The sequence below is a fragment of the Microcoleus sp. PH2017_24_DOB_U_A genome, assembly GCF_020738205.1.
In the GTDB taxonomy this organism is placed as follows: domain Bacteria; phylum Cyanobacteriota; class Cyanobacteriia; order Cyanobacteriales; family Microcoleaceae; genus Microcoleus.
The window spans coordinates 1,834-18,502 of the sequence record NZ_JAEQCT010000028.1 but is presented as its reverse complement, the minus strand read 5'-3'; the positions used below and the strand labels follow the sequence as shown (position 1 = coordinate 18,502).

Annotated in this window: 15 protein-coding genes; 5 read left to right on the top strand and 10 right to left on the bottom strand. The window is 45.7% G+C overall.

Going from position 1 to position 16,669, the window contains the following annotated elements; all coding sequences use genetic code 11:
- The first annotated feature begins 1 nt into the window (after position 1).
- Positions 2–979, top strand: a complete 978-nt coding sequence (locus tag JGK07_RS06220) for a pentapeptide repeat-containing protein (protein WP_293179345.1) — start codon at positions 2–4, stop codon at positions 977–979.
- Positions 980–1,639: 660 nt separating this feature from the next.
- On the opposite strand, the gene panD is transcribed toward JGK07_RS06220, so the two are convergent.
- From panD to ggt, 3 genes are all read right to left on the bottom strand, one after another.
- Positions 1,640–2,083 carry an aspartate 1-decarboxylase gene (panD, locus tag JGK07_RS06215; RefSeq protein WP_293179342.1) on the bottom strand — a complete coding sequence of 148 codons (444 nt, stop codon included), beginning with the start codon at positions 2,081–2,083 and terminating at the stop codon, positions 1,640–1,642.
- Positions 2,084–2,912: 829 nt separating this feature from the next.
- The gene (locus JGK07_RS06210; protein WP_293179340.1) at positions 2,913–3,842 is read right to left on the bottom strand and encodes a choice-of-anchor L domain-containing protein; all 930 of its coding nucleotides are present in this window, start codon (positions 3,840–3,842) and stop codon (positions 2,913–2,915) included.
- A gap of 434 nt (positions 3,843–4,276) precedes the next feature.
- Complete coding sequence (gene ggt / locus JGK07_RS06205) at positions 4,277–6,004, bottom strand: gamma-glutamyltransferase (RefSeq protein ID WP_293179337.1); 1,728 nt, start codon at positions 6,002–6,004, stop codon at positions 4,277–4,279.
- 731 nt (positions 6,005–6,735) lie between these two features.
- On the opposite strand from ggt, the gene JGK07_RS06200 reads away from it, so the two are divergent.
- Positions 6,736–7,884: a glycosyltransferase family 2 protein gene (locus JGK07_RS06200; RefSeq protein ID WP_293179334.1), complete on the top strand. Its 1,149-nt coding sequence runs from the start codon at positions 6,736–6,738 to the stop codon at positions 7,882–7,884.
- 93 nt (positions 7,885–7,977) lie between these two features.
- Here JGK07_RS06200 and JGK07_RS06195 read toward each other — a convergent pair whose 3' ends face one another.
- Positions 7,978–8,172, bottom strand: a complete 195-nt coding sequence (locus tag JGK07_RS06195) for a hypothetical protein (protein WP_293179331.1) — start codon at positions 8,170–8,172, stop codon at positions 7,978–7,980.
- A gap of 858 nt (positions 8,173–9,030) precedes the next feature.
- Here JGK07_RS06195 and JGK07_RS06190 point away from each other — a divergent pair.
- The gene (locus tag JGK07_RS06190; protein ID WP_293187033.1) at positions 9,031–10,062 is read left to right on the top strand and encodes a glycosyltransferase; all 1,032 of its coding nucleotides are present in this window, start codon (positions 9,031–9,033) and stop codon (positions 10,060–10,062) included.
- 149 nt (positions 10,063–10,211) lie between these two features.
- Here JGK07_RS06190 and JGK07_RS06185 read toward each other — a convergent pair whose 3' ends face one another.
- Positions 10,212–10,394, bottom strand: a complete 183-nt coding sequence (locus JGK07_RS06185; RefSeq protein WP_293187034.1) for a hypothetical protein — start codon at positions 10,392–10,394, stop codon at positions 10,212–10,214.
- A gap of 218 nt (positions 10,395–10,612) precedes the next feature.
- On the opposite strand from JGK07_RS06185, the gene JGK07_RS06180 reads away from it, so the two are divergent.
- Entirely contained in the window at positions 10,613–11,386 is a 774-nt protein-coding gene (locus JGK07_RS06180; protein WP_293187035.1) for a DUF1350 family protein, read from the top strand.
- 15 nt (positions 11,387–11,401) lie between these two features.
- Here JGK07_RS06180 and JGK07_RS06175 read toward each other — a convergent pair whose 3' ends face one another.
- Positions 11,402–11,911: an ATP-binding protein gene (locus JGK07_RS06175; RefSeq protein ID WP_293241582.1), complete on the bottom strand. Its 510-nt coding sequence runs from the start codon at positions 11,909–11,911 to the stop codon at positions 11,402–11,404.
- A 1,022-nt stretch (positions 11,912–12,933) separates the two neighbouring features.
- On the opposite strand from JGK07_RS06175, the gene JGK07_RS06170 reads away from it, so the two are divergent.
- Positions 12,934–14,070 (top strand): SpoIIE family protein phosphatase, encoded by a 1,137-nt coding sequence (locus JGK07_RS06170; protein WP_293187038.1) that lies wholly within the window; start codon positions 12,934–12,936, stop codon positions 14,068–14,070.
- A 56-nt stretch (positions 14,071–14,126) separates the two neighbouring features.
- On the opposite strand, the gene JGK07_RS06165 is transcribed toward JGK07_RS06170, so the two are convergent.
- The 4 genes from JGK07_RS06165 to JGK07_RS06150 all read right to left on the bottom strand — a co-directional run bounded on the left by JGK07_RS06165 (position 14,127) and on the right by JGK07_RS06150 (position 16,444).
- On the bottom strand, positions 14,127–14,453 hold the full coding sequence (locus JGK07_RS06165; RefSeq protein WP_293187039.1) for an STAS domain-containing protein: 327 nt from the start codon (positions 14,451–14,453) through the stop codon (positions 14,127–14,129).
- A 231-nt stretch (positions 14,454–14,684) separates the two neighbouring features.
- A complete protein-coding gene (locus tag JGK07_RS06160) occupies positions 14,685–15,389 on the bottom strand; it encodes a helix-turn-helix domain-containing protein (RefSeq protein WP_293193837.1) in 705 nt (234 codons plus the stop codon).
- A 134-nt stretch (positions 15,390–15,523) separates the two neighbouring features.
- On the bottom strand, positions 15,524–16,072 hold the full coding sequence (dps, locus tag JGK07_RS06155; protein ID WP_293187041.1) for a DNA starvation/stationary phase protection protein Dps: 549 nt from the start codon (positions 16,070–16,072) through the stop codon (positions 15,524–15,526).
- 111 nt (positions 16,073–16,183) lie between these two features.
- A complete protein-coding gene (locus tag JGK07_RS06150) occupies positions 16,184–16,444 on the bottom strand; it encodes a sulfiredoxin (RefSeq protein ID WP_293214370.1) in 261 nt (86 codons plus the stop codon).
- Positions 16,445–16,669: the final 225 nt, after the last annotated feature.

The window sequence follows — 16,669 nt, the reverse complement described above, 5'->3', positions numbered from 1 at the left end:
TATGAACGACCTCGATCAATACTATAGAGTGCTGGGACTATTACCGGGAGCTTCCCGAGAAGAAATTACTCAAGCTTACAAGGATTTAGCGTTCATTTGGCACCCCGATCGCATCCCTAAAGATAATCCTAGACTACTCCAGAAAGCTGAAGAAAAGATTAAGGAAATTAATCAAGCTCGGGAACAATTGCGATCGATTCAGCCAAGAGGTCAAAATCAGAACACTCAGCATAAAAATACTCAGCACAAACACACCCAGCAGCAAAACACCCAGCAACAAAACACCCAGTACAGAAATACTCAGTATCAAAACACCCAGCAACAAAACACCCAGTACAGAAATACTCAGTATCAAAACACCCAACAACAAAACACCCAACAACAAAATACCCAGCCACAAAACACTCAGTACAGAAACACCCAGCCACCACCAGCAACGCCAAAAGAGCCACGCTACTCTTCCGAACCCTATTCAGGAAAACCTGCTGGTAATTATGCGGGAAATTATGGTGGAAACTATGCTCCAAATCCGACGGGGCCTTATTCCGATGCCTCCCGCTACCAATCGCCACAGCCGCAGCCATCTCAATCTTACCGACAAGCTGCGCCGCAAGCTCCCGATTTGAGCGGTTCCAACTTCAAAGGAGCTTCCTTAAAAGAAAAGGATTTTTCAGGGAGAAACTTGAGCAATGCAAACCTGAGTGAAGCCGACTTAAGCGATACTTTTCTCCACAACATCAACCTCACAGGTGCGAATTTACAAAAAGCTAACTTGTTTAGGGCTAACCTGTTAGGAGCTTGTTTGATTAATGCCAACCTGAGAGAAACCAATTTAATCGGAGCGGATTTGAGCGGTGCAGACTTGAGCGGTGCGGATTTGACGGGTGCTAAAATCGGTTATGGCGATCGCGTCATGGTAAAACTCACAGGAGCTAGATTAACAGGTACAATCTTGCCCGACGGTACCGTACACAGTTAAAGGATTGAGTTTTTCCTCAATTCTGAAGCCAAAAATCTAGTTTCGGCAAATTGTTACTCCCAACTTAGATAGTGTCACCTAAAACAACCCCCATAAAATCGGTTCGTAGTGAGGACTTTAGTCCTCTTCAAATTGAGAGGACTAAAGTCCTCACTACGAACCTATAGCGGTTAAGTTATGTCAAATTATAAGCTGTTCCACATTTAACTTGCACACTTTAGTATTACCTTTATGTTTGAATCTTATCCCGATTTCTTCATCTGCTGCTTGCTCGCAGACAGGTAATACCAACCGATAAAACTCATTAAAGGAAATGGGTTCAAAACTTGAAAGAACAGCATTTCATTGTTTCGATCCAAAAATTTCATAGCTGATGCCAAAAATCCTCTTCGGGACTTACCAGAAAGAATTGGTTGAAAGCCCGCCCGCCTTCGAGAGAGAAATTAAAATCAGACTATTCATTACTCCAATCCTCGGACTTATAGGTAGAGGTCGCTCTCAAACTGTCAACTGTCAACTGTCAACTGTCAACTGTTGAAGCCCTCCGATGGAACAAACCGCGTTTTTTCACACAAATATTCGCTGGGAGTCTTTAATATCGGTAACAAACCCGGTTTCTGGGTTCCCATGCGTAAGTCCTACTTTTTTTGTGATAAAACGTTAGGAATTCGTGGTTGGTGGTAATTCGGTTGTCTCAGATTGAAACAAAAGTTTGCCCTCGCAGGGAACTAAAGTCTGGTAGAAAAACTTTTTACAACGATTGTGTTCATCGGCAATTACTACTCGCGCCTCGTGCCCGGTGCGAAATACCTCAGCGCGATCGCATTCTTCATAGGCAGCAATAATTACAAAATCTCCAGGATCGCACAAATGAGATGCTGCACCGTTGAGACAAATGATACCACTTCCCGGCTCTCCTGGCAACACATAGGTTGACAAGCGGTTCCCATTGCTAACATTCCAAATTTCCACCTCCTGTAAAGGCAGAATTCCCACCTTATCGATCAATTCATTGTCAATGGTGACGCTGCCTACATAATTAACATTTGCATCGGTTACGCGCACTCCATGTAGCTTAGCGTGCATCAGTCTAATTCTAGCCATTGTTTTTTTCCTGTACTGTATATGTCAGTCGATTTTGTATTTTATATTTTAGATTTACTTGCAGCATTAAATCTGGGAGCTTGAACTTGAGTCTCGAATCTAAAATTGAAGAATTTCTACTGTCATATAACCAATAGCAAACAATTCTCTCTAAGAGTAGCTTACTCCATCCTTTCCTTCACAGCACTACCTGGAATACTTCCATGTCATTGTCAAATTCTTGGATTTTCAGACGCTTGAGGGAAGTACCTGCTGGGAATTCTCTCTCAATTGTAACTGTTTTGATTGGGGTTAGTTGTTGCCACGCTGAATTAATAATATCTATAGCCCAATACGGTTAACTTAAGAGATGATATCGTTTCCGGTTGCATCGGAATTATTAACGGAAATTAGGAGACGGCAGTGCCGTGTCCCTACGATTAATCACGGTAGGGACACGGCACTGCCGTCTCCTCTATATCATAAGGAGTGCAACCGGAAATGATATGACAAGAGGGAAAACTCATGAAAAATAGATACTGGGTTGGCGCGTGCCTGCCCGTTGGCGAAGCTGCCCTGAAAGGGCTAGGGCTTATGCTTCGTTCCTCTCTTCGGACCATCTTAAGTGAACCGTATTGATCTATAGCCGGCAGCGAATTTTCCATTCCCAAAATCTCCCCCAAGAGATGTACTGCAAGTTGGATCTGACTTTTCACCTTTTTAGGCTTTTGGGGGAGGCTTTTCTCACAATTATTATGTCAAAACTTGGGAAATTGATTGGGTTTGCAAACTAATAATTTTACATACTTAACCATCTTGATTTTTTTTGATTGAACGCTTCCGTGATTGATTATTTCCGGCGACGCAACTTTCGTCCAGCAGCCAGCATAGCACCTCCCGCCATCAAACCTCCGACCGTCATCGGTTCTGGAACTGGCTCAGCTTCTACCGTCTCCACAGAACTGTCTTTAATCAATACAGCCACCGATTTGGGAATTGTATCAGCTTTGATCGTTCCCACAGAACCGCCTTTAATAAATACAGCCGAATCAAAATTACCGTCGCCCACATCTTTCATGCGGATGCTGAGAACATTTGTCTGATTTTGCTTGAGCAAACCCTCAAACCCTAAAACTTTAGTAAAACCGTCTAGCTTAATGATGTTAGCAGCAATACCCATCAAACTTGGGTTGTTAATATAGTCTGAGTGATCTGTAGAGCGATTATTTGGATCGGGAACGAGATTATTAATTGTAACTGTTTTGCCGTCGCTCAATTTTGCTAAGTTACGACCATTCAGCAACAGTTCAAAATCGTCATTATATTCAGAACCGCCGAACTCAGGAAACTCCTCTGAACCAAATACATACTCAAAAAACAATTTTTCAGCAGTGTCGTCAGCAAAAAATCTGAGGTCTAGCTGAGTTAAATCCCCAGATTCGCCCTTTACTCCAAAGTCCGTGTTTAGATCGCTGCCGTTGGTCATTAGGTTATCTTTCCGATTCTGGCCCGGTATATCGGTGACTTTGCCAGTGCTGAGAACAACGCCTGACTGCAAACCAAAAGGGTCATTAATAAAAGTACCAAAGGCAGCCTGATTTCCGGTAATTAAAACAGAGAAATCACTCAATCCTGCTATGTTATTTCCTAACAAATTATTTTTCAAAATCTCAGTGTTATTAGTTGCCCCTACCGAAAATGCCATTACTGGTGATGCCAAAAAGCTCAGAGCAGCAGTCAAGGTAGCTGTTAAGGCAGCAATTTTGTGATAACTTATCATATATTTTTGTTTAAAAGACTAAGATTGTTTAATGTCTAAATTCATTTTTACATTAGATAAGCATCAATGTCTAGTGCCTTTACAATGACTTTACATCTACGTAATTTTACGGCTTGGATGGTTAATATTTTGGGTATTTCTTAGCAATTATTCAATCAATAAACTTCAGGATAAAATACTAATACCAAAATATACGTACACAGACTAATAATTTGAGGAAGTAGGCACAGGATACCCAAGAAACCTGGTTTTTATGAGGTTTACGATCGCCCTTGACAAAAGATTTTGCTAAAATAAAAAACCGGGGTTTTTGGGTAAATCCGCAATTGATATCGAGTGGGGTCGATCGACTCCACCTGATATCAAAACAAATGACTGATGACAAATGACTGATGAGAAAGTTCGCGAGCGGGGACAGCACTAATCACCGATCGCTAAAACCCCCTTGCTTCTCCTTCCCCGCGCGGATCGGCAGCCCCTTCCAACCAACCGTCATCAGTCAGGACGATCGCATTTGCATTTCCCCAGCCGTCACGTTCGACAATCTGGTGTCCCCGCCTGCGTAACTCCTCAAGCGTCCCAGCCTCAAAACCTCCGCGTTCCACCATCAGGCGATCCGGCTGCCACTGATGGTGCACCCGGGGAGCAGACACAGCCTCGCCCACATTCATGTCGTAAACCAACAGGTTGAGGACAATTTGCAAAACCGTGGTAATAATCGTGCTGCCTCCAGGAGCCCCCGCAGCAAGGCGAAATTTGCCATTTTCCGTCACGATAACCGGTGTCATGCTGGATAAAGGAGTTTTAAGAGGGGCGATCGCATTTGCCTCACCGCCCACCAAACCAAACAAATTCGGCACTCCCGGCGCAGCAGCAAAATCATCCATCTCATTGTTGAGCAAAATTCCCGTACCCGCCGCCACAACCCCAGCCCCAAAACCTCCATTCACCGTAAACGTCAAACTAACAACATTGCGCTCTTTGTCAACTACCGTCAGGTGCGTAGTTTCCGGCGACTCGTACACAAAGCGGCTCAAAGTTTGAGCATCAACAGCTTTTACTTCGCTCGAAGGTTTGGCTTTGGAAATTTCGATTTGCGATCGGCGAAATTTCCCATAATTTCTGTTAGTCAGAGCTTTGACAGGTACGCTGACAAAATCTGGATCGCCCAAATATTCGGCCCTGTCAGCATAGGCAATCCTCATCGATTCCGCCAGCAAATGTAGCGCATCCGGGCTTTTCCTTCCCAAACTCTTGAGATCGGTATCGCCTAGAATATTGAGGATTTGCAACAAATGAACGCCACCGGAAGAGGGAGGCGACATCGCGCAAATTTCGTAAGTGCGAAACTTGCCACAAACCGGATTGCGCCAAATCGGCGTATAGTTTTTCAGGTCTTCGAGAGTGATAATGCCACCATTTTTAGCCATGTCGGTGGCGATCGCCCGCGCAATATCTCCGCGATAAAAACTTTGGGGATTTTGTGCAATTTGTCGCAATGTCCGCGCCAAATCTCGCTGCACCAAAACCTCCCCCGGTTGGTATAAAACATCACCACGAGTGAAAATATCCCGTGCCGCCCGATTCTTGTTAATCGCATCCTTTCGTTGCAGAGTAGCCTTTGTGAAGCGGGAACTTACTGGAAAACCCTTTTGGGCAAGGGCGATCGCCGGAGCCACCACCTGCGCCCAAGGTAACTTACCATACTCGCGGTGCACCGTATAAAGTCCAGCCACAGTACCCGGAATGCCCGCCGCCAAATGCCCGTCCAGACTTGCCCGCTTGCGTACCTTACCTTGCTTGTCCAGGTACATATCGCGCGTTGCTCGTTTGGGCGATCGTTCCCGGAAATCCAGCGCTTGCACAGTCCCCGTTTCGGCCCGTCGCAGCAGCAAAAAACCTCCGCCGCCGATACCCGCCGAAAAAGGCTCCACCACCGAAATCGCCAAAGCCGTAGCAGCCGCCGCATCCACCGCATTGCCTCCCTGTTGCAGCACGCTCAGCCCCGCGGCGCTCGCCAGGGGGTGAGCCGAAACTGCCATGACCTGTTTGCTGCGCTGCTGCTGCAAGTTTGGCTGTAGCTGCTGGTGGCACCCACCTAACAGTATTACCGTGATGAAACAAGTATAAATACGCACTTTATTGCTTAACTTTGAAAACATTTCTCCCCGCTTTGTCAGTAGATATTACCGTGATGAAACAAGTATAGATACGCACTTTATTGCTTAACTTTGAAAACATTTCCCCCCGCTCTCTTAGGAGATATTACAGTGACAATTAAATGACATCATCCTAAAGACATAGATTTAATTTCACTTCAGCGAAGAATCATTAACAGCCACAAGTTTACTCAAACTCAAATATGTTCAGTAGGGTAATTGTTAAATACACTACATGGTAATTTAAATGATCAGAAATATTAAGCATTATCAAAAAAACTTATAGCCAAAAGTGTTGCAGCCGAGTGGGAAGAGTGCTACTATGGCTACATTAATTATTAATTTTTTATTAACAAATATTCTGAGCAAAATTTTGGGTTATTTTAAGGCTCAAAGTCCTATCTACTTCAACAGTTGACAGTTGACAGTTGACCGCTTGACAGTTGACAGTTTGAGAGCGACCTCTACCCTTAAGTCAGAGGATTGGAGTAATGAATAGTCTGATTTTAATTTCTCCCGATCGGGGTTACGGCTTTCAACCAATTCTTTCTGGTAATAGGCTGGATCTTTTTTAAAAGTCAGGCCGTAGACCCAACTTTAAAAAAAAGCGCAATCCTTGAACTTAAAAAAACAAAAAGTTTTAGTGAGCAGTTTACCAAACTGTCCGGAGTGTTAGTTAATCGGAATCTATTGAAGCAAACAATCATCTCAAATAAACATCTCCATCAAGCTTTATGAACGCAAACAACATCGGCGCATTCATCCCCGGATTTAATCTCAAAAACATCAAGAATAGAGATATGGGAGGTGCAATCGATAACAAGTTAAACACAGGAAAACTCAAAACTGCGTCGCCCACTATTCTCGCACCCAGGATTGTCAGAAAAGCAGCATCACTTGCCATTAGCACAAATTTTTCCCGCGAAAAAGTTAGCATCATCATGCCGGCATTCAACGCCAAAGACACTATAGGCGAAGCGATCGCCTCCGCACTCCAGGGGACTCACCGGAATATAGAAATCCTAGTGATTGATGACGGTTCCACCGACGGCACCGACAAAATAGTTACTGACATGGCGGGGCAAGATCCGCGAATTAAGTATTACAAAAATCCGAAAAACCTAGGAGCTTACAAATCTAGAAATTTAATGCTCGAAGCAGCAACCGGAAAATTTATCGCATTTTTAGACAGTGACGACACCTGGGAACCAAACAAACTAGAAGAATGTTTGAATCTCCTCAAAAAACACCCAGAAGTTAAATCAGTCGGTCACGCCCTCCGCTATCTCAACAAGGAAGGCGAGAAAGTCAGCTACATTCCCACGTATCCCACAAATCGGGAAGAATTGCAGGATGTTCAAGAAAACGGCGCGCTTCCTTGGGTTTTTCCTACAGCTTTAGTAGTAGAACGAGAAGCTATCCTAGAAATCGGAGGATTTTTAGACGACTGGAAAGTAGGTGCAGATACCGAACTGATGGCCAGACTAGCTCAAAAGCACGGGATGCTAAGCACAAAGATGCCCTTAGGAAACTACCGAGTTTTGGGCAATTCGTTAACCGATAAATATTGGTTTAACAAGCGTCTAGCGATAGACTGCGTTAAAGAAAACCAGCAACGCAGAATTCGCGGTCAATCAGAGTTAACCTTGAGCCAATACCAAGAAATCTTTTTCCAAAATCTGTCGCCGTTAAAAAAACTCAATAAGTTAAGAGAGATTGTGGCAACTCGCTTCATGAGAAAAGCCGGAGAAAGCTGGTTAAATCGTGAGATTTTGCCTACTCTAATTTACGGAATTGCCACAACAGTGCTGAACCCTCAAGCCACTGTACACAAAATTCAGTGGATGAAATATCAGAAGCGATTAAATCAAGAATTTGACTAATTAGCTATTGGGCTGCTACATATAGCCTACCGAACTCTGCCACTTTCTAGCAGTAGCTGAACAGTTAACTGGACTCAGCTAGAGATTCGACTTCTAGGGTAGATAATAGCCGCCTGTTTGTTGACAACTCGACTGGTGGACAATCTCTGCATCAGTCGAGTTGTTAATAAAAATTGGTTCTTTGCATAGGCCCTCTAAAATGCGATCGCCCTGACAAAAGCCCTCAAAGGATTGAACAGAGGGGAATTCGCCAAAAAAATTAGCTGTCAAATCGGCTGCGATACCCATATTGAGGGTTTTCCCCCCGCTAGGCTGATCCCACTCAGGCTTCCAGCCTGTTATATTGGCTATAGGTAAATAAGCGCAGTACGGCTGTATAAATCAACAGCCTAGCTACTAAGTAGCGGAAAACACGGCTAAAATCCAAATTTTCCCACTATTCCCTAGCCAACTCTGTTTCTGCTACACAAAACTTAGCTAAACTTTCTCAAGTCTCACTATTCAATCAAAAAAACAATTCTAGCGGTCGCTATTAGCCATGAGTCACCCACTATTTTCAGCCAATTTAACGAGTTGTGGACTTCCTTCTCGACCTTAACAGGCTGGCTGGTACTGACAGAACTGCGGTTTACAAACCGGATAATTGAGCCTTGGTTTTCGGCATTCCAGATATTATCTCAATTCTAGACTTATCTTGTCCAGCAAGCTTTGATTAAGTTTAGATAACTATTTCGCCCTGTAAGTTAACCTCTTCTTTCCCCCAAGGCAGGAAGTTTGATATAGGAAGTTAATTTTCTTAATTTCCTGTCATAAAACTTAATAAAGCTGTATAATCCTTTGCGGAAAGCACTGTTGATTCTATGTAGATATACGAACGCTCAGAAACAGCATCCTATTTTTGCCCTTGCTGGCATACACGCCAGGGGGTGGAAGCTCGAATCATCTAGCGCCGGACATTATGCTTTGCAACTTAACTGCTCAAACGCGAGCTTTCATCGCACTAGATCCCAGTCAGTGCGTTTCACAGCCAGCAATTTTCAGTTTCAGCGGAAAATCCTTACTTTCTTCGTATTCTAATTTCAGGGGTCATATGTGGCGAAGACTATACTTCGGCGAACAACTACCAAAACACAACTAATTCAAGTTATGAACAGCCCAAAAGTCAGTGTAATAATTCCTGCATTCAATGCAGCCGAAACCCTGGCCGAGGCCGTTGCCTCCGTAGTTAATGGCAGCCACAAGCATCTAGAAATTTTAATTGTTGATGACTGCTCGACAGACGATACTAGAAAAATTGGTGCTAGGCTGGCCAAGCAAGATTCGAGAATTAAGTTCTATAGAAATCCCCACAATTATGGGGTTTCCAAGTCAAGAAATTTAATGATCAAGCGGGCAACCGGCAAGTATGTAGCGTTTCTAGACAGTGACGATACCTGGGAACCCAACAAGCTAGAAGTTTGTTTGAAGATGCTCGCAGACAATCCCGAAGTCAAAGCAGTTGCTCACGCTTTGCGGTATTTAGACAAGCATGGCAACAAGTTGAGTTACGTTCCTACCTATCCTACAACTAAAGCCGAAATGCAGGCGATTAAGGAGACAGGCGAAAGTCCTTGGGTTTTCCCGTCTTCTGTGGTAGTCGATCGCTTCATTTTGCTCAAAGAAGGTGGCTTTGCAGAAGATTGGGAGGTAGGAGAAGATACAGAGTTATTTACCAAAATTGCTCAAAAGCACGGCTTGCTAGCCGCGACAGCACCTTTGGGAAATTATCGAATTAGAGGAAACTCTCTCACAGACAAGCACTGGCTGAAAAAGCGCATAGCTTCTGAATGTGTCAAGGAAAACCAACTGCGGCGCTTGCGGGGAGAAAAAGAGTTATCGCTCAACGAGTACGAACAGTTGTGCTTTAACAATTTGCCCCTTTTGCCAAGGCTCAACAAATTCCGAGAAGTTTTGGCACTGCACTACATGAGAAAGGTGGGACAAAGTTGGTTGAATCGGGAGATTGTACTGACTCTGATTTATGGCATCGCTACGACAGCCCTCAATCCTCAAGCTACTCTGAACAAGTGGAAATGGATGAAATCTCACGAGAAGTTGAGCCGTCAAACGACAGAAAGCACCCGTCATGCAGCAGAATTTAATCCCCAGCGATCGTCGGAAGTCAGCGGTTTTTCCTAAAGGCTCTTGTATTTGTATGCAGGTTTTAATCTAAGACGGTTCGATCTGAACCGTCTTGGAGATAAAAGCCTCTGAAAAATAGATACGCTCGATCGCTCTGGCGTCGCGCGATCGCAACAAAGCGTTAACCATCGCGTATAGTGTTATATTCAGCCGCCAGCCTCAACCCGAGCGAGCCGGAAATAGCAGCCTGTGCCCGCCGTGCTATTTGCTGCCAAAACAATTAAAATAGATAAGGTTTCATTCAGTTGACAGTTGACAATTGACAGTTGACAGTTGACAGCAGTTGACAGTTGACAGCAGTTGACAAAGAAGGAAGAGGATTGGAGCAATCAATCGTCTTTTTTAAATTCCTCCCGATCGGGGTTCCGGCTTTAAACCAATTATTTATGGTAAGTAAAAAGCCAAGTTTTGTGAATAAAAATGGGTAGGAAACCTATTTGTTAGGCAGAAAGTAAAAGCAAAAAAGTAACAAAAATTATGCTTTCTACCTTTTTACCTGATACCTTCAGAGAACGATCGCCTTTTTACTTTGAACTAGACTAAATTTATGGACTGGCAAGAAATTTCTGGCAACTGGGTATTAATTCCCTCAAACTCGAAACCGATCGCGATCGTACATTTTCTCGGCGGCGCATTTGTAGCTGCTGCACCGCAACTGACCTATCGGTGGCTGTTAGAGGCCTTGGGGAATCAAGGATATGTGGTAGTAGCAACCCCGTTTGTCAATACTTTGGATCATATTGCGATCGCCCGCGATGTCCTCAACAAGTTTGAAAATGCCCTCGATAGGTTGCGCGCCAAGAAATTGCTCAAATCTTCCTATCTGCCTGTCTACGGCATGGGGCACAGCATGGGATGCAAACTGCACTTGCTGATCGGCTCGGTGTTTGACATAGAAAGAGCCGGCAATATTCTGATCTCTTTCAACAATTATGCAGCATCCGAAGCAATCCCGATCGTCGAGCAAATTTCCCCCGTCTTTAACGTAGAGTTTACCCCTTCCCCCCAAGACACCAACCGCCTCGTGCAAGATAGCTATCAAATCCGGCGCAATCTTTTAGTCAAATTTAACAGCGACAACATCGACCAAACCCTGCTGTTAAATGGTCTGCTAAAACAAAGATTTTCCGACATGATTACAGTTCAGACACTGGCCGGCAACCATCAAACGCCATTAGGTCAAGATGTTAGCTGGCCTGTCGGTCAAATTTTTACACCCTTCGACGCGATCGGCCAATGGGTAAAACAAGAAGTGTATCGAGAATTAAATCAATTAAAACGGACAATTCTGCTGTGGCTAAACCCTCTGTCGCGCGTTTAACAGCCGATGAGCCGATCAACCCAAAAGTTCGTCCGGCAACTGCAAAATATCATCTTCGTCGTCCGTCTCGGGGATAGGAGTATAGTTTTTGACGATCGACAGACAGTTACGACCATCAGCCGTTCTCGTATAACTGAGACTGTCTGCGATGTCTTTCATCAACTTGAGGCCCCGCCCGCCCGAAGCTTCAGGATCGATCGTTTTCGACATATCTTGAATTTTTTGCTCTAAATCAAAGGGAGAGCCCGAATCCCAAATTTTAATCTCTACAGATTCAGTAGACACCGCCACGTCAATCTCCACCGGCAAATCCGGCCGTTGGCCCTTGTGGGCATGACGCACCGCATTTGTAAAGCCCTCAGCCAAAGCCAACTGACAGCGTATCCACACACTTGTAGGAATTCGCTGCTCGTACAACTGGGCAAACCAGGACAAAACTGGCTCTAAAGCACTCTGGCCAGTATTGACTTGAAGAGCCGCTTTCTTTAGGACTTGCAACTTTTCGGAACCTTTTAATTCAATCACGCTCAGCCACTAAAATTATAGTTCCGTGACATACTCCTACACTGATTGCAAGCAATACAGTGTAGGCTTCTCATCCAATCCAGCTATTGCTTCGGAGGCGATGAGCTTTGTTTTAAGTCCACGGAATGCCCTACCGCAGACTGTAAATTTCTTACCTTGTACCCTACAAATTTTACTGCCCTGGATGAGATGCTGGCTGATTCGCACTATCGGACAAACCCGGAGGTAATTTGCATTAATCAAGATGTGCCTACTTGCTTCTATGCTGTGCAACGGAGTCGCTTACCAATAATCGCAATGCTACTGGACAGAGGCTGATCAGACACCGATAGGGGTGAAGTTAACCAAATTTATTCTATCAAATTTATGGGTACAAACAAAATATGACAGCTCATTTCCGACCTACCCTCTTCCCTCGCCTCCGGCATTGGTCAGAGGATTGTCGTCAACTCGCTCGCAATTCATCTCATCACCTCCCTATCGGGCAGGTGAAAGGCTTCTTGCTGTTTTATTAGCTAAAATAGAGGCAAATATTATACTGCCTGTACTTTACGTTGTTAACTTTTTTGCCAAAATGCGGGCAACTGCTAGCGCCAACATCACCCATCGCAGTTCTTCAACGGCAGCGTCATTTTCCAGTTGCTGCTGCGGCGGCTGACCGTGTAAAACCAGGCAAAATTGAATGGGAGTTCGACTGTACTGGCTTGTACTGCTAAAAAAATAAATGTCAAATCGAGTAATTAGCTATTTACGATACCAGAAGTCGCGCCCCGATGTCAATTCGCCCCTGCTGCCAAAAAAAATCTATCAAAGTTTATGTTCTGAGGATAAACTGGGTGAAGTTCGACCCAACCAAAATTTGCATCAAATTTAAAGGTAAATTGAACTCGATGGCTGGCCGGCAAAAGCATTTACCTGAAAAGCGATGTTATTAGACTATACTCAATCTCAGACAATCGCCCTCACAGGATATATTTTAAATGACCCCCAGACCTTTGAAAGACTTGTAGTACCCGAGTGCCATGTTTCAAATTCTGGTTATTGACGATGATACGGCTGTTCAAGAACTGCTGAGAAGAACCCTGAAAAAACAGGGTTACGAAGTGACAGTAGCAAGCAATGGCGAAGACGGCGTGGCCCAGGCGCAAAAATTGCGTCCGGCGCTGATAATTTGCGATTGGATCATGCCGCGTTTGACCGGCATTGATGTTTGCCGTCGAGTTAAGGCTGATCCGGAACTGTCAACTACACAATTCTTTTTGTTGACTTCTTTGGGTTCGATCGCCGATCGAGTCAAAGGGCTTGACGCCGGTGCCGACGATTTTATCTCCAAGCCGATCGAACTCAACGAATTGCAGGCGAGAGTACGCGCAGGATTGCGGCTGCACCAACTCAGCCGAGATTTGAAAATTGCCAAGCAAAGCCTGGAAGCAGAGTTAGCCGAAGCAGCGGAGTACGTGCAATCGCTGCTGCCCGATCCGATGACGGAACCTGTCAGCATCGAGGCAAAATTCATTCCCTCCCGGCAGTTAGGCGGAGATTGCTTCGACTACAACTGGCTGGATGCCGATTATTTGGCGATTTACTTGCTTGACGTAGCCGGTCACGGTTTGCGGGCGGCGCTGCCTTCTGTGGCGGTGCTGAATTTGCTGCGATCGCGCGCACTGCCCAACATTGACTACTACAAACCGAGCGATGTTTTGCGAGCCCTCAATACCACCTTCCAGATGAGCTACCAAAATGACAAATATTTCACCATCTGGTATGGCGTTTACAACCGCATTACTCGCCAGCTAACTTACGCCAGCGCCGGTCATCCCCCGGCAGTGTTGATTTCCCAGTCCCCTGCGAGCACGGCTAAAATCAAGCAATTAAAAACCCCCGGAATGCCAGTCGGGATGTTCCCCGACGCCCGCTATGTCGATAATTGCTGCGATGTCGAGGATTTAAGCACTCTCTACATCTTTAGCGACGGGGTATACGAGATTCACCAACCTGACGGCAATATCTGGGGGCTAGACCCTTTCATCGACCTGCTAGCATCTTACAACGGTGCAACTGCCGATCAGTTAGAACTGGTTCTGAACTACATTCAAAAGTTGAACGCTAAAGCAGTTTTTGATGATGATTGGTCTTTACTCAAGATCAACTTTGGCTAGCTGACCTCTTGCATCACATTTGCAACCAAATGGCAAGAAGACAGCAGCCAAAAGAGTTAGTTAGTGGAGACAATTTTGCGATTAAAAGCATCCCGGGTCGGAAAGATCTCGAAAACTCGATCCATGCTGGTGAGTTCAAATAAAATGCGGATTTGCTCGTTGATAGAACAGACGACTAATTGACTCCCAGCGGCCCGGACTGTTTTGAGCGCTAATACTAAAGCGCCCAAACCAGAACTATCCATAAAAGTCACATCAGTGAAGTCTATCAATACCACATCGGCTCCCGCTTCCACTAGGTCGCTAATCTCTTGGCGGAATTGACTTGCCTTGGTGCCGTCTAAAATGCCAGAGGGCTGAATAATTTTAACTACAGGACTCATATTTTGCGATGGGAATGTCAGAATTTCTAGCCAGACTAGGCTAAGTATAGCTGCGAGATGGACTCCGATCCAAATAAGAGAAACGGAAAATCCGAGAACGGGAGAATATTGTTGAGTGCAAGAGATGGCGCTCTTTGCGGATGGGAACGCCGATCGGACTCGCAGCGCTTCGCCACCGCGAGTGAATTGTGAGAGGGGGACAATTTTTGTTCTGCTGAATACAGAATGGCATCAAACTAAGCTAACTTTGGCGCGGTAGAGGAGTTTATCGCCTTGTGTGTAGCCTGTATAGCGGACTTTGACGGGTTCTCCGGCCTGGGCTGTTCCTTCGATGAGCTGGTGCTGTTGCGGGTTGTAGGGAATCTCTGCTCCGACTGGGGCGATCGACTCTATGCCCCAATGCTGCAATAACTGCTCGACGGGGCGCAGCAACGGCAGCAGTTTCTGAGCCCGCAAGTGGTGATTTTCCTGAGCTTTGCTGGCAGCAGTCGGCCACTGCAACATCCAAGATTCTAAAATTTGTACGCTAGCAAGCTGGAATTCCTCCATCAAAGACGATCGCTGCTGTGCGATCGCAGCTTGGAGGCGCTGATATTCTTGTTCTAAGGCTGTGGGTGGTGCCTTTTCTAACTCTACAAAGTCTGGCGCCAAGGTTGCGAGCAGTTCGGTTAAGGAAATTTGCAAAGCTTGACTGATTTTGAGCAGGATGTCGGCTCGGGTTTTCAAAGCTAAGCCGCGACGCAGGCGGATGACCTGAATTTCGGGAACTCCTGCTTTTTGGCTGAGTTCTCGATCGCTCGAAATCCCGGCCTGTTGCATCAGCCGTTGCAGTTGAGGAGCATAATCTGGAATATTAGCTGCCACGAAAATTTCATCCAAATTAATAAATGGACATATTCTCGATCGTAAACTGTCGGGAGCCGATCGGAAATACATCTTTGGGGCGGGCTAGGAGCAACGGCCCACAAACAGAAAGCCTGTGGCGGGCTCTCCGGCCCACCCCACAAAAGTTGTGGCACAGGCCAGAAAGCCTGTGGCGGGCTCTCCGGCCCACCCCACAAAAGTTGTAGCTATTTGACGGCAACTTTCTCAGCGACGGCTGTTGCAGTTGTCGCAGAAGCTTGCAAATGCGCTTCTAGGAACCACAAACGTTTGTCAATTGCCCGGGAGATTTCGGTGTACAAGTCGGCTGTATCGGCGTCGCCGAGTTCTGATGCTTTGTCGATCGCCACTCGCAGATGTTGGGCGTAGGGTGCATAGCGATCGGCTAAAGCAGTGACGTATTCCTTGCCATCTAGAATGTCGAAAGGAAATTCTGGCAAAATCGAATCTGCGGCGGCTGTGCGGGCTGTTCCGACAGCCAAACCGCCCAAAGCAGTGACTCGTTCAGCAACCGTATCGACGTATTCTTCGAGTTCCCCGGCCATTTCGTCAAACAGCAAATGCAACTGATAGAAGTCCATGCCTTTGACGTTCCAGTGAGCTTGCTTGACTTGAGTTTTTAAGTCCAGAGTGGTTGCTAGCGTGGCGTTGAGCAGCCCGACTATTTGAGAGCGGGTGGCGGCTGACATATCGATGCGCGTCGGGTAAAGGTGTTGTTTGTGGTTGTTGGTAGTCATAGGTTTTTAGGTTGTTAGTGGTGATTGTCGATCGAATATCTGAGACTGTTTTGACAGTTTTGGCTGTTTTGGCTGTTTTGGGCGATCGAATATTTGCCTGTCGTGAATTGCTCAGGCTAGGTGCATCTGCAACACAGCACGGGGAGCTCGGCGGATTTTGCACGGGATAGTTTCTAAACCGAGGCGCTGGCAAGCTTCGTACCGGTGGCAGCCGGAAAATCCGTAATACTGGCCATCTACTTCTAGCACGTCGATGGGTTCGTTTAAACCTACCTCCCGGATGGATTCCATGAGGGCGGCTACTTTAGTTCGATCGTTGACTCGGGGCAGGGGGCGGCGAATCTGGTTGAGGGGTATGGCTTCGATCCTCATGGTGGGTCTCTTTTTTGCTTCTTGTTAAATCATACTCGTAATGACTTCGACTTGGCAAGAGAAATGTCGGGAAATTTTGAGCTTGGGAGAACGGGGGCGTGCGATCGACCGTTTGCTGTAGTGTTTGAGGTATAACAAAAAGACAGAGGTCAAGCCTGTTTTTAGCGGTAAACGCGTTCAGCGTGGTTTATATAGAGCCTCAACTGGCAAAACAATCAATGCTGA